The following is a 16294-nucleotide window of genomic DNA, read 5'->3' on the forward strand; positions in this document are numbered from 1 at the left end:
GTTTCGTCAGCAAATCCGGGATCCGATGGCGGCACAGGATCATGCGTGTGAGACACGCTTTCGCCAAACACCGCTCTCCTTAGGAGCCCCAGCTCGAGGCTGATCGCCGCGCCCCGATGGATTATCACGAGGCTGCGCGGTGGAGGCATCCCCCGTTTCTGTCTCACGGCATCGATGAGGGGGCCTGGGCGGGATATACGTTTGGCCGTGACCCGGCGGATCTGCCCGCAGCCATGTGGCCATGACTCTGACCGGTGCCCGGGTCATCGACCAGCTGACGCGGGAGAGGCTGGTCAAGGCGCTCTCCTGACATCCCCTCCTTGGCGCTCGGGGCAGTTTCTGCCCCGGCTCATAGCGGGATCTGAAATTGCAGCCAGTAGCGGTCGCCCCGCGTGCTGTTTTGAACACCCATCTCATGCTGCCATTTCAGGGCTACCGCGTAGGGCGGTCTGAAAAACCAGATCAGTTGCGGACCGAGACCGTATTTGGCCAGGCGATTGCCATCCCCCACACGATGACCGTTCTGGACGTCATTGGTGAATTGCGAGGTGACGAACCCGTTCAGCCCCAGCCGCAATTGCGGCAGAGCCGGGCTCAGCATGTAATTTGCGCCGAAATCGATATTGATGACATTGCCCGATTTATAGTCCGTCGCGCCATTGCGGGCATTGATCTGCAATTCCCCTTCGGCCGAGACATCGAAGCGTTTGGTCGGCATCCAGGTCAGTGCGGCTTCCTGATTGAACCCGAAAACATGCGTGGATTCATTCACTAGATCCGTCCTGCTGAAGGAGCCGATCGGCATAAAGGCGCCCTCACCCAGATAGACGTGCAGTTTGGGCGTATGCCAGGACAGGTAGAGCGGTGCCAGGTAGAGCCAGTTCGGTCCAAACGCCGTACTCCCCTGACCGCCTGCACGCAGGGTCAGGCTGTTGATGGCCAGAATGGCGCTGCTCGAGAGCGTCGCGCCCAGAAACTCTCCGTGCCAGCTATGGAACAGGCGGGCTGCATTGGCGATGGCCGTGGCCCTGAAACCGGGAACCGACGATTTCCTGCTGGTGCTTGAATAGGCCCCATTCGGGTTCACCACAAAATAGTCCTGCCAGTAGGTCTGGCCTGGCGGAGGGGTGAGCGCAGGATAGATGGTCTGAACACCCGAGGCCCAGTTGGTCTGCCCGCCCTCAGTTGCCCGGCTGGCGGGTGTCAGCGCGCCGATGACCGCCATCAGACAGACCGAGCGCGTGAGATGCCCTGTGAACTGCGTTTTCATCTGATCCCCCATGGTGATGCCGTGGGGAAAAAATCATCATGAGCGAGGCAGGTGGTTCTTGTCCGGGAGAGAGGATTTTCTTGCTGCGGGCTCGCGCTTTGTCCCTGGGCGGAACAATAACGATACCGCAACGTATTGGGGCGTGATATGGGCGGTTTCAGGCCAGATGGGGGCACGAAGGGAGGGCAGGGAGCATGCCGCTCGTCATGCAAAGCTATGATACGCTGGGTCTGTCGCCACGGGCGGGTCTGGAATTCTGGCAGGATGTCGTCTGCCGGTCTTTCGTCCCGCTGGAATGCCGCGCTCAGGGGGCAGGGTTCCACGGGGCGGTAAGGCGCCTTGAAATGGAGGCGTTCAGCCTCACGACTGTCTGTTCCGGCGCGCAATCGGTTGCCCGAACGCGTCGTCTGATCAGCGCGGCCGGGGAGAGCCATTATCTCGTCAGCCTCGGCGTGACCGGCAGGGGGCAGGTTATCCAGGATGGACGGGAAGCCATCGTGACGCCCGGCAGTTTCGCCCTCTATCATACCGACAGGCCCTACACGTTGCGCTTCAATGAGGATTTCGAGCAGATCATCCTGATGATGCCGACTGAGGCGCTGGACGCCCGGTTCGGCCATGCGCCGGGCCTGACCGCCACAGTGATGGACGGGGCCAATCCGCTTTGCGGTCTGGCTGCGTCCTTTTTTCACGGGTTGACCGGGATCAGCCGATCCCTGCCGGATCTGCTCGTCCCGCGCCTGACCGCGCAGGCGGCTGAACTCGTGGCCTCGATGCTGATCGCCTCTGGATATCGTTCAGGCGCGCCGACGTCGCATCGCCTGACCATGGGGCTCCAGATACGCAACGCGATAGAGACGAAGCTGCGTGATCCTTCTCTGGGGCGCAAGGCGCTGGCCGAGCAGTTTCGTATCTCGACGCGCTATCTCGATGACCTGTTTGCCGATCAGGGCATGGGCGTCTCGGAATACATCATGAAGCGTCGTCTTGAGTGGGCGCGTGAGGCGCTCGCCGATCCTTGTCGTGATCGCTACCAGATCGGCGAGATCGCAGCGATGAGCGGCTTCGTCAGCCAGGCGCATTTCAGCCGTGTCTTCGCTGCGGCCCATGGCTGCGCGCCACGCGCCTTCCGTCTGGCCAGCCGTGAAACCCGAGAGACCAAGGGGCTTTCGGATGGCTGAACGCCTGCCTTGCATGCCGGATATCATGAGGCATGTTTTGCTTCCGTAGCGGACAAGACAGGTGATCGTTGCGCTCTAGGATCGATCCTGTGCCGGGCTCTCCTGTCCGGCTGGAGATCTAGTGACGGAGCGGAACAGTGAGCCTCAAGCACCCTCGATACAAGGTCGCTGTCGTACAGGCAGCCCCTGTCTACCTTGACCTCGACGCCACCATCGACAAGACGATCGCCCTGATCGATGAAGCCGCAGCGAAGGGGGCGGCGCTGATCGCCTTCCCCGAGACATTCATCCCCGGCTATCCGTGGCATATCTGGCTGGACAGTCCCGCCTGGTCCATCGGGAGCGGTTTCACCGGGCGGTATTTCGACAACTCGCTGGCCTATGACAGCCCGGAGGCCGATCGCCTGAGGGGCGCGGTCAAGCGGGCAGGAATCACCGCCGTGCTGGGTCTGTCCGAGCGTCAGGATGGGTCGCTCTATATCGCCCAATGGATCATCGGCCCCGATGGGGAGACGATTGCCACCCGACGCAAGCTGCGCGTGACCCATGTGGAGCGCACGGTCTATGGCGAGGGCGATGGCAGCGATTTGGCGGTCCATGCCGTGCCGAGTCTGGGGCGCGTAGGGGCGCTCTGTTGCTGGGAGCATATCCAGCCCCTCACGAAATACGCGATGTACGCCCAGAACGAGCAGGTGCATGTGGGTGCCTGGCCAAGCTTCTCGCTCTATGAGCCCTTCGCCCATGCGCTGAGTGCCGAGGTGAATATTGCTGCCTCACGCATCTATGCCGTGGAGGGCGGCTGTTTCGTGCTGGCCCCGTGCGCCGTGGTCTCCGAAGCCATGATCGAGACATTATGCACGACGCCTGAGAAGCGGGGTCTGCTCAAGGCAGGCGGGGGCGCTGCCCGCGTCATTGGCCCGGATGGGCGCGATCTTGTCGCGCCCCTTGCGCCAGATGAAGAAGGTCTTCTGATCGCCGAGATCGATCTGGCCGCGATCCCGATTGCCAAGGCTTCTGCGGACCCGATCGGGCATTATTCGCGCCCTGATGTGACGCGCCTCCTCTTCAATCCGGTACGGGCGCGCCGTGTCGACTACATGCGCCCCCGTGACCCCGACCCGGTCGAGGCAGGCTCCTTCTGCGTTCCACCCGGCCTGGAGGATTGAGGATGGAAAGCGCCATTGCCCCCCATCTTCGTTGCCCCCGGCATGATCCTGACCTCAATCCGCGCCGCATAAGCGATGATTTCCTGCCGCCTTTCCCGGCCTGGACGGCGAGGGACAAGACGGAGCAGGACCAGAGCGTCATGGGGTATTTCGGCGTGCAATGGCGCGATCCGGCGCTCAGGGAGGCCGCAGATCGTCTGCTCGACACGCTGGCACAGCGGCTGGCCGGATCTGCCGTCAATGTGGAGCGGGCGATTTTCGAGGATGGGGCGGGATATGCCAATGCCGTGCTGATCGGCTATTGGCCGGACCCTCAGGCCCATGCCGGATGGTGGCGTGTGCAGCAGGAATGGTGGCAAGGGCAGGCCTGTGCGCTCGGTGGGCTTGGGCTGTATCGGGAGGTTTTCCTGCCGCGCAGTACCCATCTGGAAACGCTGTTCAGCGCGTCGGACCGGCTGGAGGGCATCGGAGTGATGCTGGGCGGGCGCAGCGCTGAGCCCATTCAGGAACATGGTTATTGGGGCGGGATGCGCGACCGTTTGCCCGCCAGCCAGAAGGAGGCGTTCGCAGCCTCCGGAGGGCGGGAGATCGTGCCGATCGCGCCGGGTGCACGGCTGGTGATCGGGCATGAGGGCCTGGCCCTGATCCGGTCCGGTCAGGACTGGTCGGATGTGATCGGGCAGGAACTGGCGCTCTATCGGGACCGGATCGAACCAACGCTGCGCGCAGGCATGATGTTCCTGCGCGATAAGGGGGTGGAGATCGGCTGCTATTTCAATCGCTACATGCAGGTGGATGAAACGCGGGGAGGCAAACCCTGCCGCAGTTTCGGCATGAGTGTCTGGCGCGATCTGGCCTCTCTGGAGCATTGGGCCGAGCATCACCCGACCCATAAGGCGATTTTCGGCGATTTCCTCGAAGTGGTTCAGGCGCTCAGAGGCATCCTGAGCCTGCGCCTGTTCCATGAGGTGGCCGTCCTGCAATCCGACGCACAGATCTACGAGTATCTCGGCTGTCATGACCGTACCGGTATGCTCAACGGATTGGCATAGGGTGCCCTGCCAAGGACAGGCCCATGAGTCCGAAGCAGCGCGATCAGAATCTGGGCGAGGGGGGCAGTGTGCCACTGCCCGCTCCCTCTCAGCGGGTCGGAAAAGTTTCGCCCACCATCGATTCGCTCAACTTCCAGAGTCCCTCGGCCCGTGCCGGATCGACGGCATAGGCGCGCACGCCGGGGATGGTGATGCCGAGGGGCTCGTCATCGGGGACAATGGCGCTCACGCTGCAATTCTCGCCGTAGCGCCCGCCAATGGCCTGCGGATCGGCTATGGTTGCCGCCCAGACTGCGCTTGCCGCGCCTTGCGGGATGGATTTGAAAACGAAGGGCGGTCGCCCGGCCTCGGCCTCCTGCCGGTTGATCCCTTCGACCATGGCCTCGATTGCGCCCTCGGGCATGTGGCGTACGAGTTCCGTGGCGATCCCGCCGGGATGCACGGCCATGGCCCGGATATCACGGAGCTTGTGTCGCGCATCGAGCGCGACGGCAAACAGGATATTGGCCGTCTTGGAACGGCCATAAGCGCCGAACGGTGTGTATTCGGTGCGCTCGAAATTCGGGTCGTCCAGATCGACATCGTCATAGCGATGCCCGGCAGAGGACAGCATGATGACGCGCCCGCCTGGCTTCACGAGGGGCATGAGCCGGTTCACGAGGACGAAATGCCCGAGATGATTGGTCCCGAACTGCGTCTCGAACCCGTCTTTCGTATATCCCAGCGGTGTTGCCATCACCCCCGCATTTGCGATCAGCGCATCGAAGGGAAGATCGGTGGCCAGAAGACGATCGGCACAGTCACGCACGCTCGCCAGATCTGCGAGATCGAGGGGTGTGACACTGAACAGGGCGGGGTCGATCATGTGTGTGGCCTGTCGGGCCTTGGCGAGATCACGCGCCGTGCCGACAACCTGTGCCCCATGGGCGACCAGCGCCCGGGCGGTTTCGACGCCGAGCCCTGCTGAAACGCCAGTGACAAGATAGCGCTTGCCGGTGAGCGACACCCCGCTGAGCACGTCATCGGTCGTCGTCTGTGCGTTGAGAGAAATGGACATGAACGGCCTCATGGGCAGAAGGCGCCTGCATCTTGCCGGCCGACAGGACACAAGCTAAACGGAAGCATACTCCGCTTTTCATATACGGAATCATATTCCGTTTAACAAGAGGGTTCTCTCCGATGACCGACACCCCCAAGGCGCGCCGTCCGCGCTCCGATGGGCAGCGCAGCCGCCTGGCGCTTCTGGCTGCAGCGCGCAGTGCCTTCATGGCGGGGGAAAGCGATATCCGCATGGATGCCATTGCGTCGCGTGCCGGGGTCGGGGTTGGGACGCTCTATCGTCATTTCGCCGATCGTTCCGCCCTGATCGAGGCGGTTTATGCCGATGAACGCGATCAACTCGTGGCGTCGGCTCCGGTTTTGGCCGCCCGCCACAAACCGCTCGAAGCGCTGCGCCAGTGGATGCAGCTCTTTGTGGCTTATGCCGCGACCAAGAAGATGATGACTCCGGTGCTTGAAACCGTGACCGGCGGCGCGGCCTCTTTGCATGAGCGCTCTGGCGCACCGATTATCGACGCCATGCAGCGCCTGACATCGGCCTGTGTCACGGCAGGCGCTCTGCGAGACGATATCGATCCTATGGACATGCTGCGCGCGGTCTACGGGGTCTGCACGATTGCCGGAGACAGGCCGCAACAGGCCGTCCAGTTCATCGATATCGTTCTCGCTGGCGCCCGTCCTGGAGTAACGCCCTAGGAGGGCTGCCTGCCTGCCTGCCTGGCGGGCCGGGCGCAGTAGGCGCTTATTTCATGGGGAAGCCGAGCGCGCGCAGGGAAGACAGTATCGTATCACGCCCATGCAGGGCTGCCCGTGTCGCGATTCGTGCTGCCATGGTTTCGGACCATAGCCTCGGCGGCAGGCCCTGCTCCTTCTGGAAATCACCGTCGCGCGCGTCATGCAGTGCGATCAAGGATGCCTCATCCGCGACGCCATAATGCTCGTGATGGAGCACGACCGGCTGTGGCAGGCGTGGCTTGACGCTGGCCGGACGAGACGGGTCGGGATAGCCGACGCAAAGCCCGAAGACTCCGATGCAGCGTGCGGGAAGGCCGAGTTCGCGAGCGACTTCTTCGGGATGGTTGCGCAAACCGCCGATATAGACGGTTCCCAGTCCCGCAGCCTCGAGCGTGGCGACAGCATTCTGGGCAGCAAGAGCCGTGTCGATGGCGGCCAGAAGCGTCAGCTCGGTATAGTCGAGCGCCTCGTGGCCCTGGCCGCTCGCGCTGGCAACCCGCTCGAGGCGGGAGAGATCGGCCAGCCACACGAGGAAAACCGGGGCCTGGGCGATGTGGGCCTGGTTGCCACAAAGCTCAGAGAAGCGGGCCCGCCGCCCGGGATCGCGTAGCGCGACGACGCTCCAGGCCTGGAGGTTGCTCGAGCTTGGGGCAGATTGTGCGGCAGCGACGGCAGCTTCGATGGTGCCCTCGGGCAGGGTGTCGGGCAGATAGGCGCGCACACTGCGATGGGTCAGCAATGAGTCGAAGATATCGGTCTGTGCAGCGGGTGTCTCTGCCAGCTCCGGGGGAGGGGCGGTACGATACCGTTGCTGCCAGAGGGTGGTGAGGCGATCGGTCATGACGGGCTCCACTTGGGGCCCGTCCTTGAAGGAGCAGGACGCAGCCCGTGGCGCACCTGCCCGACGGGCCTTCAGGCGGGGTAGGTTAGGAGTGAATGCAGCGGTACGTCCAGCTTGTCGCGGCCGCCCAGACCATCCAGCTCGACCAGAACCGAGGTGCCAACCACTTCGGCGCCAACATTCTGTAGCAGCCTGATCGAGGCGGAGAGCGTGCCACCTGTGGCCAGGAGATCATCGAGCACCACCACGCGCTGGCCTGGCTTTACGGCGTCTTCCTGGATGTGCAGTTCGTCCTGACCGTATTCCAGTCCGTATTTGAGCGCGATGGTCTTGCCCGGGAGCTTACCAGGCTTGCGCAGCATGATGAAGCCGCAACCCAGGCGCATGGCGACCGGAGCGGCGGTCAGGAAGCCACGGCTCTCGATTCCTGCCAGCAGATCGGGCTGCCACGGGGCGATGGCGCGTGCGAGGCGGGCAGTTGCGATCTGCCAGGCATCGGCATTACGGATCAGGGTCGAGATGTCGTAGAACAGGATGCCCGGCTTGGGGAAATCCGGGATCTCGCGAATATACTTCTTGAGATCGAGTTCCGGCTGGTCGCCGTGCGTCACGTTCTGGGCCATGGTCCTGCTTCTCTTCCCTGGTTTACTGGAGCATCAAAAGGCGCGGCATCTAGCCGCTTCGGGTCGCAAAAGTAAATGTCGGGCCGCCCCAAGGCTCAGCCCTTGGGCGCCTCTGCCGCCGTGATCGCCTCGAGCAGGGCGGCGCGTCGGAATGGCTTGGGCAGGATCACGGCACCCGGCACCAGATCGTCACGCGACGAGGAATCGTCGAAATCACCCGAAATCAGGATCACGGGCAAAGCAGGGCTCGTGTCCCTCAAGCGCAGCGCCAGTTCGGCTCCAGAGCTGCCGGGCAGGTTCAGATCGGTGATCAGAAGACCGGGCATGGTGTTTGCGGCCAGAGCGAGCGCCTCGCTGGCCGAGGCTGCGCGCGACACGCCCCGGTCGAGGGTGGAGAGAATCGTTTCAACGATAAGGGCAATGGAATCGTCATCCTCCACAAGAAGGACAGGCGAATCGGGCATCTCTCAACTCTCCACCACGGGCGTTGCCGATTATTCGGCAGCCGATACGGATTTGTGGCCGTGAGGACGCAAAATGGCAAATACGCCCATCATCAGAGCCGCAAACAGCATCAGCGCGGCCATAGGCATGGGGGTATCCGCAGGGAGGAGCCCGATAGCCGTGCTGGCCAGTGAACCCAGCGCGTATTGCATGGTTCCTGCAAATGCCGACGCGCTCCCGGCAAATTGAGACTGGTTGCTCAAAGCCCCCACCATTGAATTGGGGCCGATGATACCGGTCATGCCCAGGGTAAGCATCATGCAGCCCACAATCGGGATCAGCATGATCGGGCGGATGTGATGGTTCGGGCCCAGATACTGCTCTGCCAGCATCACGACCACCAGAAGCGCGATGGCGCCGAGGATCGCTATGACAAGCGCCCAGCCGAGCATGGCCGACGAACTGACCCGCCCGACCAGGGCGCCGTTGATCTGTGACGAACCGATCATGCACACCGCGAACAGGCCGAACAGCATGCCGTAATGGGCGGGGGTGAAGCCGAAGATATGCTCGAACACGGTGGGAGCGGCCGTGAGATAGGTGAAGGACAGGAAGCCGCAGAAACCCCAGACCAGAGCATTGGTAATGAAGCAGCGCTCACGCGCGATGAAGAGATAGCGGTGCAGAAGCGAGAGCGGCCGCAACTCGCGACGGCTCTCGACAGGCAGCGTTTCGGGAAAGGCACGCAGCAGGAACAGCACGCACACCCCGCCATAGACGGCCGACACCCAGAATATGGCCCGCCAGCTGATATAGTCGAGCGCAATCCCGCCCAGCATCGGAGCAAGAATGGGCACGATCCCCTGAATGAGGATCAGCTTGGACATGAGCTTGGCAGCTTCGTTCCCCGTCGAGAGATCGCGTACGCAGGCACTCGGAATCACGATGCTTGCCGAAGCCGCGATGGCGGCCACGAGCCGGAAGACGCACATCCAGCCCATGGTCGTGGCCATGGCGCAGCCTACGCTGCCCAGCGTGTAGACGATCATGCCAAGCAGCATGGGAATGCGTCGCCCGAAGCGGTCGGCCAGAGGCCCCATGCTGATCTGCCCGATCGCCAGACCGACCATCCAGGCCGAAAGCGTCATTCCGGCACTGCCTGCAGGGGAGTGGAGCGACTTTTCGAGCGCCGGGAAGGCAGGAAGATAGATATCGGTCGAAACCGGACCTACCGCCGTCAGGAACCCCAGAAGCAGGGGAAGCCAGCCAGGCATGACGACGGGAGCGGCCCGGGCAGGGTCGCCCCGCAATCCGGTGGCAGAGTTATCAGAAAGAGAAATCCCGTCGGGAGAGGCCATGAGGCGCTCCTGCTGGATGATGGACTGCAAGATGGTAGGCTTATGCCCTGTGTCAGACAGGTGCCGCGCTCTTCAAGCGCATCATAAAGAAGGCGGTTTTTGGACCAGTCTCTGGCAATGACCTGTCAGATATCGCAGCGCTCAGGTTTTTCAATGACTTTTTTCAATCTTGTCCGGGACTTTTTTCGCTGAAGAGCGGCCCAAATGATGCTTGAGGGGCTACAGGCGTTTCACTTTGCGTTGTCTTCCGGAAGGTCTTCTGACAAGGCAGCAAGCGCGCCGCCCTCACGCCTTGCCCGCCTCATGAGCAGCCACGCCAGAATCGACGATCCGATGAAAAGCAGGAACCCGAGACCGATCTGGACACCCTGACCGAGCTGGGCCCCTGCACCGACAAGGACGAAAACGAGGTTTTGCGGAATGGCGCCCAGAAATGTGGCCCAGCCAAACGCCGCCAGCGGCACGCCGTAAAGTCCGGCGGCTACCGTCACCATGATGGCTGACCCGACGGGCATCAATCTGAGGGTGAGCACCGCCTGGAATGGCGTCTTCTCAAGGACATGGCCTATGAGCGTCAGTCGCCCCCTGAAGCGGGCCTGCCAGAGCGCACGCTGCGCGGGAGAAGCCATGCGTCGTGTCCAGAGGAAACCGAGAAGGGCACCTGCAAGGCTCGCAGCGCTCGCCAGACAAAAGCCTGCCAGCGCCCCGAAGACGAGACCCGCCACCACGCAGAGCGCCTGACGGGGCAGGCCGAACAGGCTGTAGGGAATACCGATGGCGAGGAAAACCAGTGGCGCAAGCGGTCGATGTTTCCACCCTTCGATATAGCCAAGCAGGGCACGGGTCAGCGAAAACTCCCTCACGGCAAGCAGAAGCGCCGTGACCAGAAGCAGGGTCAGAACAGGTTTGGAGAGCGCCTTGAGCTGCGACCGGCGCGATGGGGAGGAAACGGTCAGAACGTGGCTCCATACGGTGTGTCACGAGCGATTAGCAGCCCTTTAACGCCAGAGGAAGGAGCCTATGATGCAGATGGGTAACAGTGGGTGACGATTCTGTCACCCGAGCGCAATTGTCACGCAGGTTTCGTTGCTGTTGGTGAACGTAACTGGTAGCCGGAGAGTGAGTTTCTGTTTGATGTCGTAACGATATTGACGACGTCGGGCAGCGACACTCTGATCGTCTAGTGCCGAGGGAACCGCTACTCTATGTCGTCCAGTTTCACGCATCGCTGTCTTATGACGCTTCTTGCAGGCACCGCCCTGGCAGGAAGCGTTCAGGTCTCGACCGCCGCGCCGACCCGTCACAAGCACCATGCGTCCACCCACCGGACGGCAAGCACGGCTCCCGCTGCGGCAGCGACCCCGGTCGCAGCGCCGGTCGCTCCGGTTGCGCGCCCGGCTCCGGCGGCAGTCATGGCACGCACGCAGCCCGAGGAAATTGCCGTGACAGGCCGCAGCAGCCGGACACGCCAGCCCGGCGCCGGTCTGCTGCGCGTCGAAACGGCCCCCAAGGCCGTTCAGACCATCACGCATGACTTCATCGCCAAGCTCGCTCCGAGTGTGAACCTGCAGCAGGTCATCGCCATGCTGCCCAGCACCAACGTGGCGCAGGCCGATCCTTTCGGTCTTTACACGGGTCAGGTGAACGTGCGTGGCTTCGACACGACCGAAGTGGGCTGGCTGCTCGATGGCGCGCCGCTGAACGATATCGGTGGCGGCCAGTTTTATGCGAACGAGGTGCTCGAATCCGAGAATCTCGAAAGCGTGTCCCTGCAACCCGGATCGGTCAATATCGACACCCCGGTCATCAGCGCCTCGGCAGGCATGACCTCGATGACCATGAGCAACCCGACCCATCATTTCGGTGGGGTGATGGACGTGTCCTTCGGATCGTTCGATACGTTCCGCCAGTTCATCCGCCTGAACTCGGGCGATATCGGCAATAGCGGCGTTCGCGCCATGTTCGCTTTCAGCCACACCAAGGGCAATACCTGGCGCGGTCCCGGTCAGGCCGAAAAATACCATTACGACTTCAAGATGGTGAAGGACTTCCGCAACGGGAGCCATACCGGTCTGACGGTGGCCTATAACGACCAGACGAACGACTTCTATCTGGCCCCCAATCTCAGCCAGTGGCGCACCACGGGCTACTCGACGAATTATGCGACGGATTATGCGGGGCCGACCTCGGCTGGCGCCAATTATTACAAGCTGCACGTCAACCCGTTCGAGAACGTCGTTGCGTCGCTGCCGACCCATATCGTCATCACGCCCAAGCTGACGCTCGAGGATTCGCTGTATTTCTGGCACGGTATCGGCAACGGCACCGGCGCGTCAGTCATCAATGCCTCGTCCTATATGGGCAATCAGGCGGTCAAGCTCGACCTCGGTGGCGCCAAGAGCGTGCTGGCCCTTGCGCCGTCAAACCAGGAACAGTTTCGTACCGGCAACACGATCTCGCTGCACTACAAGCCCGATCATCACCACGATATCTCGCTGGGCTGGTGGTACGAGTACGCCAATCTGTACCAGTACTCGCCTTATGGCATCGTGAATCAGTCGACGGGTGAAGCCAACAATATCTGGGGCACCACAGACGTCATCAAGACGACCACGGGTCAGCCTTTCCGCGCTCGTGACTTCCTGTCGCTCACGCAGGTCAACATGATCTTCATCGGCGACACGATGAAGTATTTCAATGACCGCCTGAACATCCAGATCGGCTTCAAGGAAGCCATGGTCACGCGCCGGATGTACAACTACACGCCGGGCACGCAGTATAACCGCAACCTGCACACGCCCGAGCCGCTGCCGCAGATCGGTATCGCCTGGAACTTCAACAAGCAGCATCAGATTTATGTCTCGGGCAGCACCAACTTCAAGGCGCCGTCCAACACCTCTCTGGTCGATTACTATAACACGGCAGGCGCCCGTACGCAGCGCGGCGGATCGTCCAAGCCCGAGTATACGATCGAGGAGGAGCTGGGGTATCGCTACAACGGCGATCTGATCGTCGGATCGGTCTCGTTCTTCAACTACAACCTGACCAACCGTCAGCAGACCCTCAATTATTATGATGGTGCATCCGGCGCGAGCTACAGCCAGACCGTCAATGCCGGTGGTCAGACCACGCGTGGCGTTGACGTTCAGCTCGGCACCCGCTCCTGGCACCATTTCCGTCCTTACGTGACGTTCGAATATCTGCGTTCGACCATCGACAACAATATCCGCGTCGGTGCGGATCTGCTGCCGACCGCTGGCAAGATCGCCATTCGTTCGCCGTCCAAGCAGGCCAAGTTCGGTCTCGATTACGACGATGGCAGCTTCTGGTTCTCGGGTCAGGTCATCTATGTCGGCAAGCAATATGCCAGCTTCATGAATGACAGCTCGGTTCCGCAATATGTCACGAACCAGGTGGGTATCGGCTATCGCTTCAAGAATGCCGGCTTCATGAAGTCGCCGCAGATCCAGCTGAACATGACCAACCTGACGGGGGCCAAGTTCCGCAACGGCGTGTATGGCTTCACCACCAATGCCAATGCGACACGCGGTGTGTATGGCACCATGATCGCTTCCGGCGGTCAGCCTTCCTACTATCTCAACCCGCCCTTCTCGGCGATGGTCACCCTCTCCACAGGGTTCTGATCATTCTGCAAGAGGTGCCACCGTCCAGCCGAAATGGCTGGCGGTCGGTTCGGGGGTGATCTCGCATTGCAGGCCTCTGCGGCCTGCATTCACGAAGATCGTTTCCTGTTCGAGCGCGTGTCGGTCCAGAAGGATCGGCACGCGTTTTTTTTGTCCGAACGGGCTGATGCCGCCTGTCTTATAGGCGGTCAGGCGTTCGGCATCGGGCGGAGCCATCATGGCAGCAGATTTCCCCCTCAGGGCAGCGGCGACCGCCTTGAGATGCAGCTTGTGATCCGACCGGATGATCGCGCAGGCAGGTTTGTCCTTGTCTACCCAGACCATCAGCGTCTTGAAGACACGTTCAGGCGAGACGCCGAGCGACTCAGCCGCCTGTAGTCCCTTGCGGCTCGCCTCAGGGTCATAATCGTGAGCATGCAGGGTGTAGGCTATGCCCTCTTTCTCCAACAGGACGAGGGCAGGGGTCTGGCCAGAGACGGGCTTCATCGCGGGGGTTCCATGAAACGTGTGATTATGCCTCATCAGAAAACCGCGCTACCTGTCTGTCAAATCGTCCCGCAGTCGCGTCCCCGTACCGTTCCCCGGCAATAGTGCCTTACCCCTGTTCGACTTCCACGGGTTGAGGCAGCGGCCTGCGGCGCAGGAATGCCAGCACATTACCCAGCAGGATCAGCACCAGCCCCGCCAGCATCGGCGCAGACCAGGTCACCTTTTCGAGGAATGCCGACATGCCCAGGGCAATGACCGGTGAGAGAATGGTCGCATAGGCGGCGCGATCCGCTCCGATGCGCCGCACCAGTTCGAGATAGAACAGAAACCCGGCGACCGAGCCGAACAAGGCAAGGTAAAGCAACCCGCCCAGCCAGCGCGTCGTAAGCGGGAAGTGATAGCTATGACCTGAGAGCGGGATGACAACGGCAAGTAGAGTGGCACCGCAAACCATGCCCCAGAAAATGGTGTTGGTGAGACTCAGATCGAACGCGGCCAGATGGCGCGAGAGCATGTTCCCGCAGGAAAACAGGAACGTCCCCAGCAAAGCGAAGCCCATGCCCGCAAGCATCAGGTGCCAGTTTTCATGAGCCATATCGCCGGCCAGAAGAAGGGCCACGCCACATACTCCCAGAAGCCCCCCGGCCAGCACACGCATATCCGGCGTCTTGCGGAAGAATAGCCAGAGATTGAGCGTGTTGAACAAGGTGGCCATGCTGAAGATGACTGAAACTGTCCCGCTCGGCAGATAGAGTTCAGAACTGTAGATGCCGAGAAAGTTGCAGGAGAACAGGCAGGCACCCATGCCCGCAATCCAGTGCCATGCCGCTTTGGGTGGTACACGCAGCCTGCCGGTCAGGGCCAGACCGGCCCCGATAAGCGTTGCCGAGAGAACAAAGCGCCAGAAAATGGCCACGTCGGCAGTCGTTCCGCCAATCTGGAGATGAATGGCGAACCAGGTCAGCCCCCAGAGGATGACAACGGCGAAAAACAGGAAGGGGGCCATTTATGCGCTTTCTTGATCCCGGAGACAGGGGAAACCTACCTTATGGGATCGTTCTTCCCAGAAAAAGAGTAGCTCATGACGAAAACGTCATATTTCATGCGACTTTGAGCAGGATGATGCGTTGAGAAACCCGTCCTGTCAGCGGCGTAAAGCCAGACGGCAGAACCTTGCAAAAAGGAACAGTGTCATGAGTTCATTCACGGACAAGGTCAGCGGCACCGTCAAGCAGGTGGTCGGCTCGATCAAGGAAGAAACAGGCAAGCTGACCCATAACGAGAGATTGGAGGCCGAAGGCGCCGCCCAGAATCTCGAAGGCAAGGCCGAGAAAACAAAGGGCGATGTCAAAACTGCCGTCAATAACGGCATTGATAGCGTCAAGGATGGCCTCAACAAGCTTTGAGGTTTTCATGAAATCCGCCTCGCACTATCCCGCGAGGCGGATTTCTTTTGCCTGATCACTCAGCCGATCAGAAGGGTGAGGGCCGATATCGTCAGCAGGCCCCCCATGAAGCGATTGATCAAAGCGGTATGGCTCGACATCGCATCGAGACGATACAGGGAGAGCCCGAGTACCGCCCAGCCGAGTTGAGACGCGAGTCCAATAACGAGCTTGATGCTGATCACGAACGCCAGCGTCCGTAACCAATGCGGGCCTTGGGGAAGGTAGGCTGTGTCGGTCGTCAGCGCCAACATCCATGCTTTCGGGTTGGACCAGCAGAGCAGGAGCGCCCGGCTCCAATGAAGCAAGGCAGCTTCAGATGCTGCATCGGGGCGCTGACAGGCAATTGACCAGACGAGATAGAGCATCCAGTTGGCCCCCAATGTCCCAAGAACACGGGTAAGAATGGGCATGGGCAGAAGAATGATGCCACCGCCGATTACGCCGACAACGAGCATTGCGCCGAACGCCAGGGTAATAGCTGCGATGCTCGGCAGGGTACTCCTCAGCCCGGAGCGTCCGGCAATGGTCATGATTAGCAAATCATTCGGCCCGGCGCTTGCAGAGCTTGTCAGCGCGAAGACCAGAAAGGAGGCGATGGCCTCACCGGAGAGGCCAAGGGAAGTCTCGAGGGGGAAAGTTGCTTGCATCGAGGAAGCACCGTGTCAGGTTCACGCGGCAAGACCTCAAAATGTCCCGCCGTTAAAGCGGGGCTGGGAGGGGGCCTAGCAGAAACTCTGCAGGCGCACCCGCCCGACCCTGTCTGTGCAGGAGACGGGTACGACGAGGGGGAGATGCTACTGTGCCATGGAAAGATGAGCTCAGCGGCCTCCGGTGCACTCGCAAGGACGCGCATGCGCGCTGGTGAGGGGGAAATTTTCGTTTTTTTCGGATTAATTTGGTTTTGTTGTGTCGGGGATGGGTCTGGGAATCGGGAATGGTCTATGTGTGGTGTGGGTTTTGGGTGTTTTGAGGAAGTGTTTGACA

16 protein-coding genes are annotated in these 16294 nt (G+C 61.3%); 6 read left to right on the top strand and 10 right to left on the bottom strand.

Annotated features, from left to right (window positions below):
• Positions 1-349 precede the first annotated feature (349 nt).
• A complete protein-coding gene (locus AA0535_RS00625) occupies positions 350-1270 on the bottom strand; it encodes a SphA family protein (RefSeq protein ID WP_264813938.1) in 921 nt (306 codons plus the stop codon).
• A gap of 194 nt (positions 1271-1464) precedes the next feature.
• Here AA0535_RS00625 and AA0535_RS00630 point away from each other — a divergent pair, with 194 nt between their 5' ends.
• The 3 genes from AA0535_RS00630 (at position 1465) to AA0535_RS00640 (ending at position 4669) form a co-directional block, all read left to right on the top strand.
• Positions 1465-2451, top strand: a complete 987-nt coding sequence (locus AA0535_RS00630; RefSeq protein ID WP_264813939.1) for an AraC-like ligand-binding domain-containing protein — start codon at positions 1465-1467, stop codon at positions 2449-2451.
• Between the two features lie 137 nt (positions 2452-2588).
• Positions 2589-3617, top strand: coding sequence for a carbon-nitrogen hydrolase family protein (locus AA0535_RS00635; protein ID WP_264813940.1), 1029 nt, complete (start codon positions 2589-2591; stop codon positions 3615-3617).
• 2 nt (positions 3618-3619) lie between these two features.
• Entirely contained in the window at positions 3620-4669 is a 1050-nt protein-coding gene (locus tag AA0535_RS00640) for a phenylacetaldoxime dehydratase family protein (protein ID WP_264813941.1), read from the top strand.
• Positions 4670-4757: 88 nt separating this feature from the next.
• Here the strand turns inward: AA0535_RS00640 and AA0535_RS00645 are convergent, their stop codons facing one another.
• Complete coding sequence (locus AA0535_RS00645; RefSeq protein ID WP_264813942.1) at positions 4758-5726, bottom strand: SDR family NAD(P)-dependent oxidoreductase; 969 nt, start codon at positions 5724-5726, stop codon at positions 4758-4760.
• A gap of 122 nt (positions 5727-5848) precedes the next feature.
• On the opposite strand from AA0535_RS00645, the gene AA0535_RS00650 reads away from it, so the two are divergent.
• A complete protein-coding gene (locus tag AA0535_RS00650) occupies positions 5849-6424 on the top strand; it encodes a TetR/AcrR family transcriptional regulator (protein ID WP_264813943.1) in 576 nt (191 codons plus the stop codon).
• Between the two features lie 46 nt (positions 6425-6470).
• Here AA0535_RS00650 and AA0535_RS00655 read toward each other — a convergent pair whose 3' ends face one another.
• The 5 genes from AA0535_RS00655 to AA0535_RS00675 all read right to left on the bottom strand — a co-directional run bounded on the left by AA0535_RS00655 (position 6471) and on the right by AA0535_RS00675 (position 10592).
• The gene (locus tag AA0535_RS00655) at positions 6471-7304 is read right to left on the bottom strand and encodes an NADPH-dependent oxidoreductase (protein ID WP_264813944.1); all 834 of its coding nucleotides are present in this window, start codon (positions 7302-7304) and stop codon (positions 6471-6473) included.
• A 71-nt stretch (positions 7305-7375) separates the two neighbouring features.
• On the bottom strand, positions 7376-7927 hold the full coding sequence (locus tag AA0535_RS00660; protein WP_127102991.1) for an adenine phosphoribosyltransferase: 552 nt from the start codon (positions 7925-7927) through the stop codon (positions 7376-7378).
• A 95-nt stretch (positions 7928-8022) separates the two neighbouring features.
• Positions 8023-8391 (bottom strand): response regulator, encoded by a 369-nt coding sequence (locus tag AA0535_RS00665; RefSeq protein ID WP_264813945.1) that lies wholly within the window; start codon positions 8389-8391, stop codon positions 8023-8025.
• Positions 8392-8421: 30 nt separating this feature from the next.
• Positions 8422-9729, bottom strand: a complete 1308-nt coding sequence (locus AA0535_RS00670; protein WP_373319243.1) for a multidrug effflux MFS transporter — start codon at positions 9727-9729, stop codon at positions 8422-8424.
• A 230-nt stretch (positions 9730-9959) separates the two neighbouring features.
• Positions 9960-10592, bottom strand: coding sequence for a TVP38/TMEM64 family protein (locus AA0535_RS00675; RefSeq protein ID WP_264813946.1), 633 nt, complete (start codon positions 10590-10592; stop codon positions 9960-9962).
• 342 nt (positions 10593-10934) lie between these two features.
• On the opposite strand from AA0535_RS00675, the gene AA0535_RS00680 reads away from it, so the two are divergent.
• Complete coding sequence (locus AA0535_RS00680; protein ID WP_264813947.1) at positions 10935-13373, top strand: TonB-dependent receptor; 2439 nt, start codon at positions 10935-10937, stop codon at positions 13371-13373.
• On the opposite strand, the gene ybaK is transcribed toward AA0535_RS00680, so the two are convergent.
• The gene (gene ybaK / locus AA0535_RS00685) at positions 13374-13859 is read right to left on the bottom strand and encodes a Cys-tRNA(Pro) deacylase (protein ID WP_264813948.1); all 486 of its coding nucleotides are present in this window, start codon (positions 13857-13859) and stop codon (positions 13374-13376) included.
• Positions 13860-13968: 109 nt separating this feature from the next.
• A complete protein-coding gene (locus AA0535_RS00690) occupies positions 13969-14868 on the bottom strand; it encodes a DMT family transporter (RefSeq protein WP_264813949.1) in 900 nt (299 codons plus the stop codon).
• Between the two features lie 187 nt (positions 14869-15055).
• Here AA0535_RS00690 and AA0535_RS00695 point away from each other — a divergent pair, with 187 nt between their 5' ends.
• Entirely contained in the window at positions 15056-15268 is a 213-nt protein-coding gene (locus AA0535_RS00695) for a CsbD family protein (RefSeq protein WP_264813950.1), read from the top strand.
• A gap of 59 nt (positions 15269-15327) precedes the next feature.
• Here the strand turns inward: AA0535_RS00695 and AA0535_RS00700 are convergent, their stop codons facing one another.
• A complete protein-coding gene (locus AA0535_RS00700; RefSeq protein WP_264813951.1) occupies positions 15328-15957 on the bottom strand; it encodes a LysE family translocator in 630 nt (209 codons plus the stop codon).
• Positions 15958-16294: the final 337 nt, after the last annotated feature.

Source organism: Asaia krungthepensis NRIC 0535, assembly GCF_025995175.1.
Lineage (GTDB): Bacteria > Pseudomonadota > Alphaproteobacteria > Acetobacterales > Acetobacteraceae > Asaia > Asaia krungthepensis.

Coding starts and splice junctions, on each gene's coding strand:
- ybaK (WP_264813948.1), bottom strand. CDS start 13,859: ATGAAGCCCGTCTCTGGCCAGACCCCTGCCCTCGTCCTGTTGGAGAAA.
- AA0535_RS00670 (WP_373319243.1), bottom strand. CDS start 9,729: ATGGCCTCTCCCGACGGGATTTCTCTTTCTGATAACTCTGCCACCGGA.
- AA0535_RS00650 (WP_264813943.1), top strand. CDS start 5,849: ATGACCGACACCCCCAAGGCGCGCCGTCCGCGCTCCGATGGGCAGCGC.
- AA0535_RS00680 (WP_264813947.1), top strand. CDS start 10,935: ATGTCGTCCAGTTTCACGCATCGCTGTCTTATGACGCTTCTTGCAGGC.
- AA0535_RS00690 (WP_264813949.1), bottom strand. CDS start 14,868: ATGGCCCCCTTCCTGTTTTTCGCCGTTGTCATCCTCTGGGGGCTGACC.
- AA0535_RS00630 (WP_264813939.1), top strand. CDS start 1,465: ATGCCGCTCGTCATGCAAAGCTATGATACGCTGGGTCTGTCGCCACGG.
- AA0535_RS00700 (WP_264813951.1), bottom strand. CDS start 15,957: ATGCAAGCAACTTTCCCCCTCGAGACTTCCCTTGGCCTCTCCGGTGAG.
- AA0535_RS00645 (WP_264813942.1), bottom strand. CDS start 5,726: ATGTCCATTTCTCTCAACGCACAGACGACGACCGATGACGTGCTCAGC.
- AA0535_RS00660 (WP_127102991.1), bottom strand. CDS start 7,927: ATGGCCCAGAACGTGACGCACGGCGACCAGCCGGAACTCGATCTCAAG.
- AA0535_RS00665 (WP_264813945.1), bottom strand. CDS start 8,391: ATGCCCGATTCGCCTGTCCTTCTTGTGGAGGATGACGATTCCATTGCC.
- AA0535_RS00655 (WP_264813944.1), bottom strand. CDS start 7,304: ATGACCGATCGCCTCACCACCCTCTGGCAGCAACGGTATCGTACCGCC.
- AA0535_RS00640 (WP_264813941.1), top strand. CDS start 3,620: ATGGAAAGCGCCATTGCCCCCCATCTTCGTTGCCCCCGGCATGATCCT.
- AA0535_RS00695 (WP_264813950.1), top strand. CDS start 15,056: ATGAGTTCATTCACGGACAAGGTCAGCGGCACCGTCAAGCAGGTGGTC.
- AA0535_RS00625 (WP_264813938.1), bottom strand. CDS start 1,270: ATGAAAACGCAGTTCACAGGGCATCTCACGCGCTCGGTCTGTCTGATG.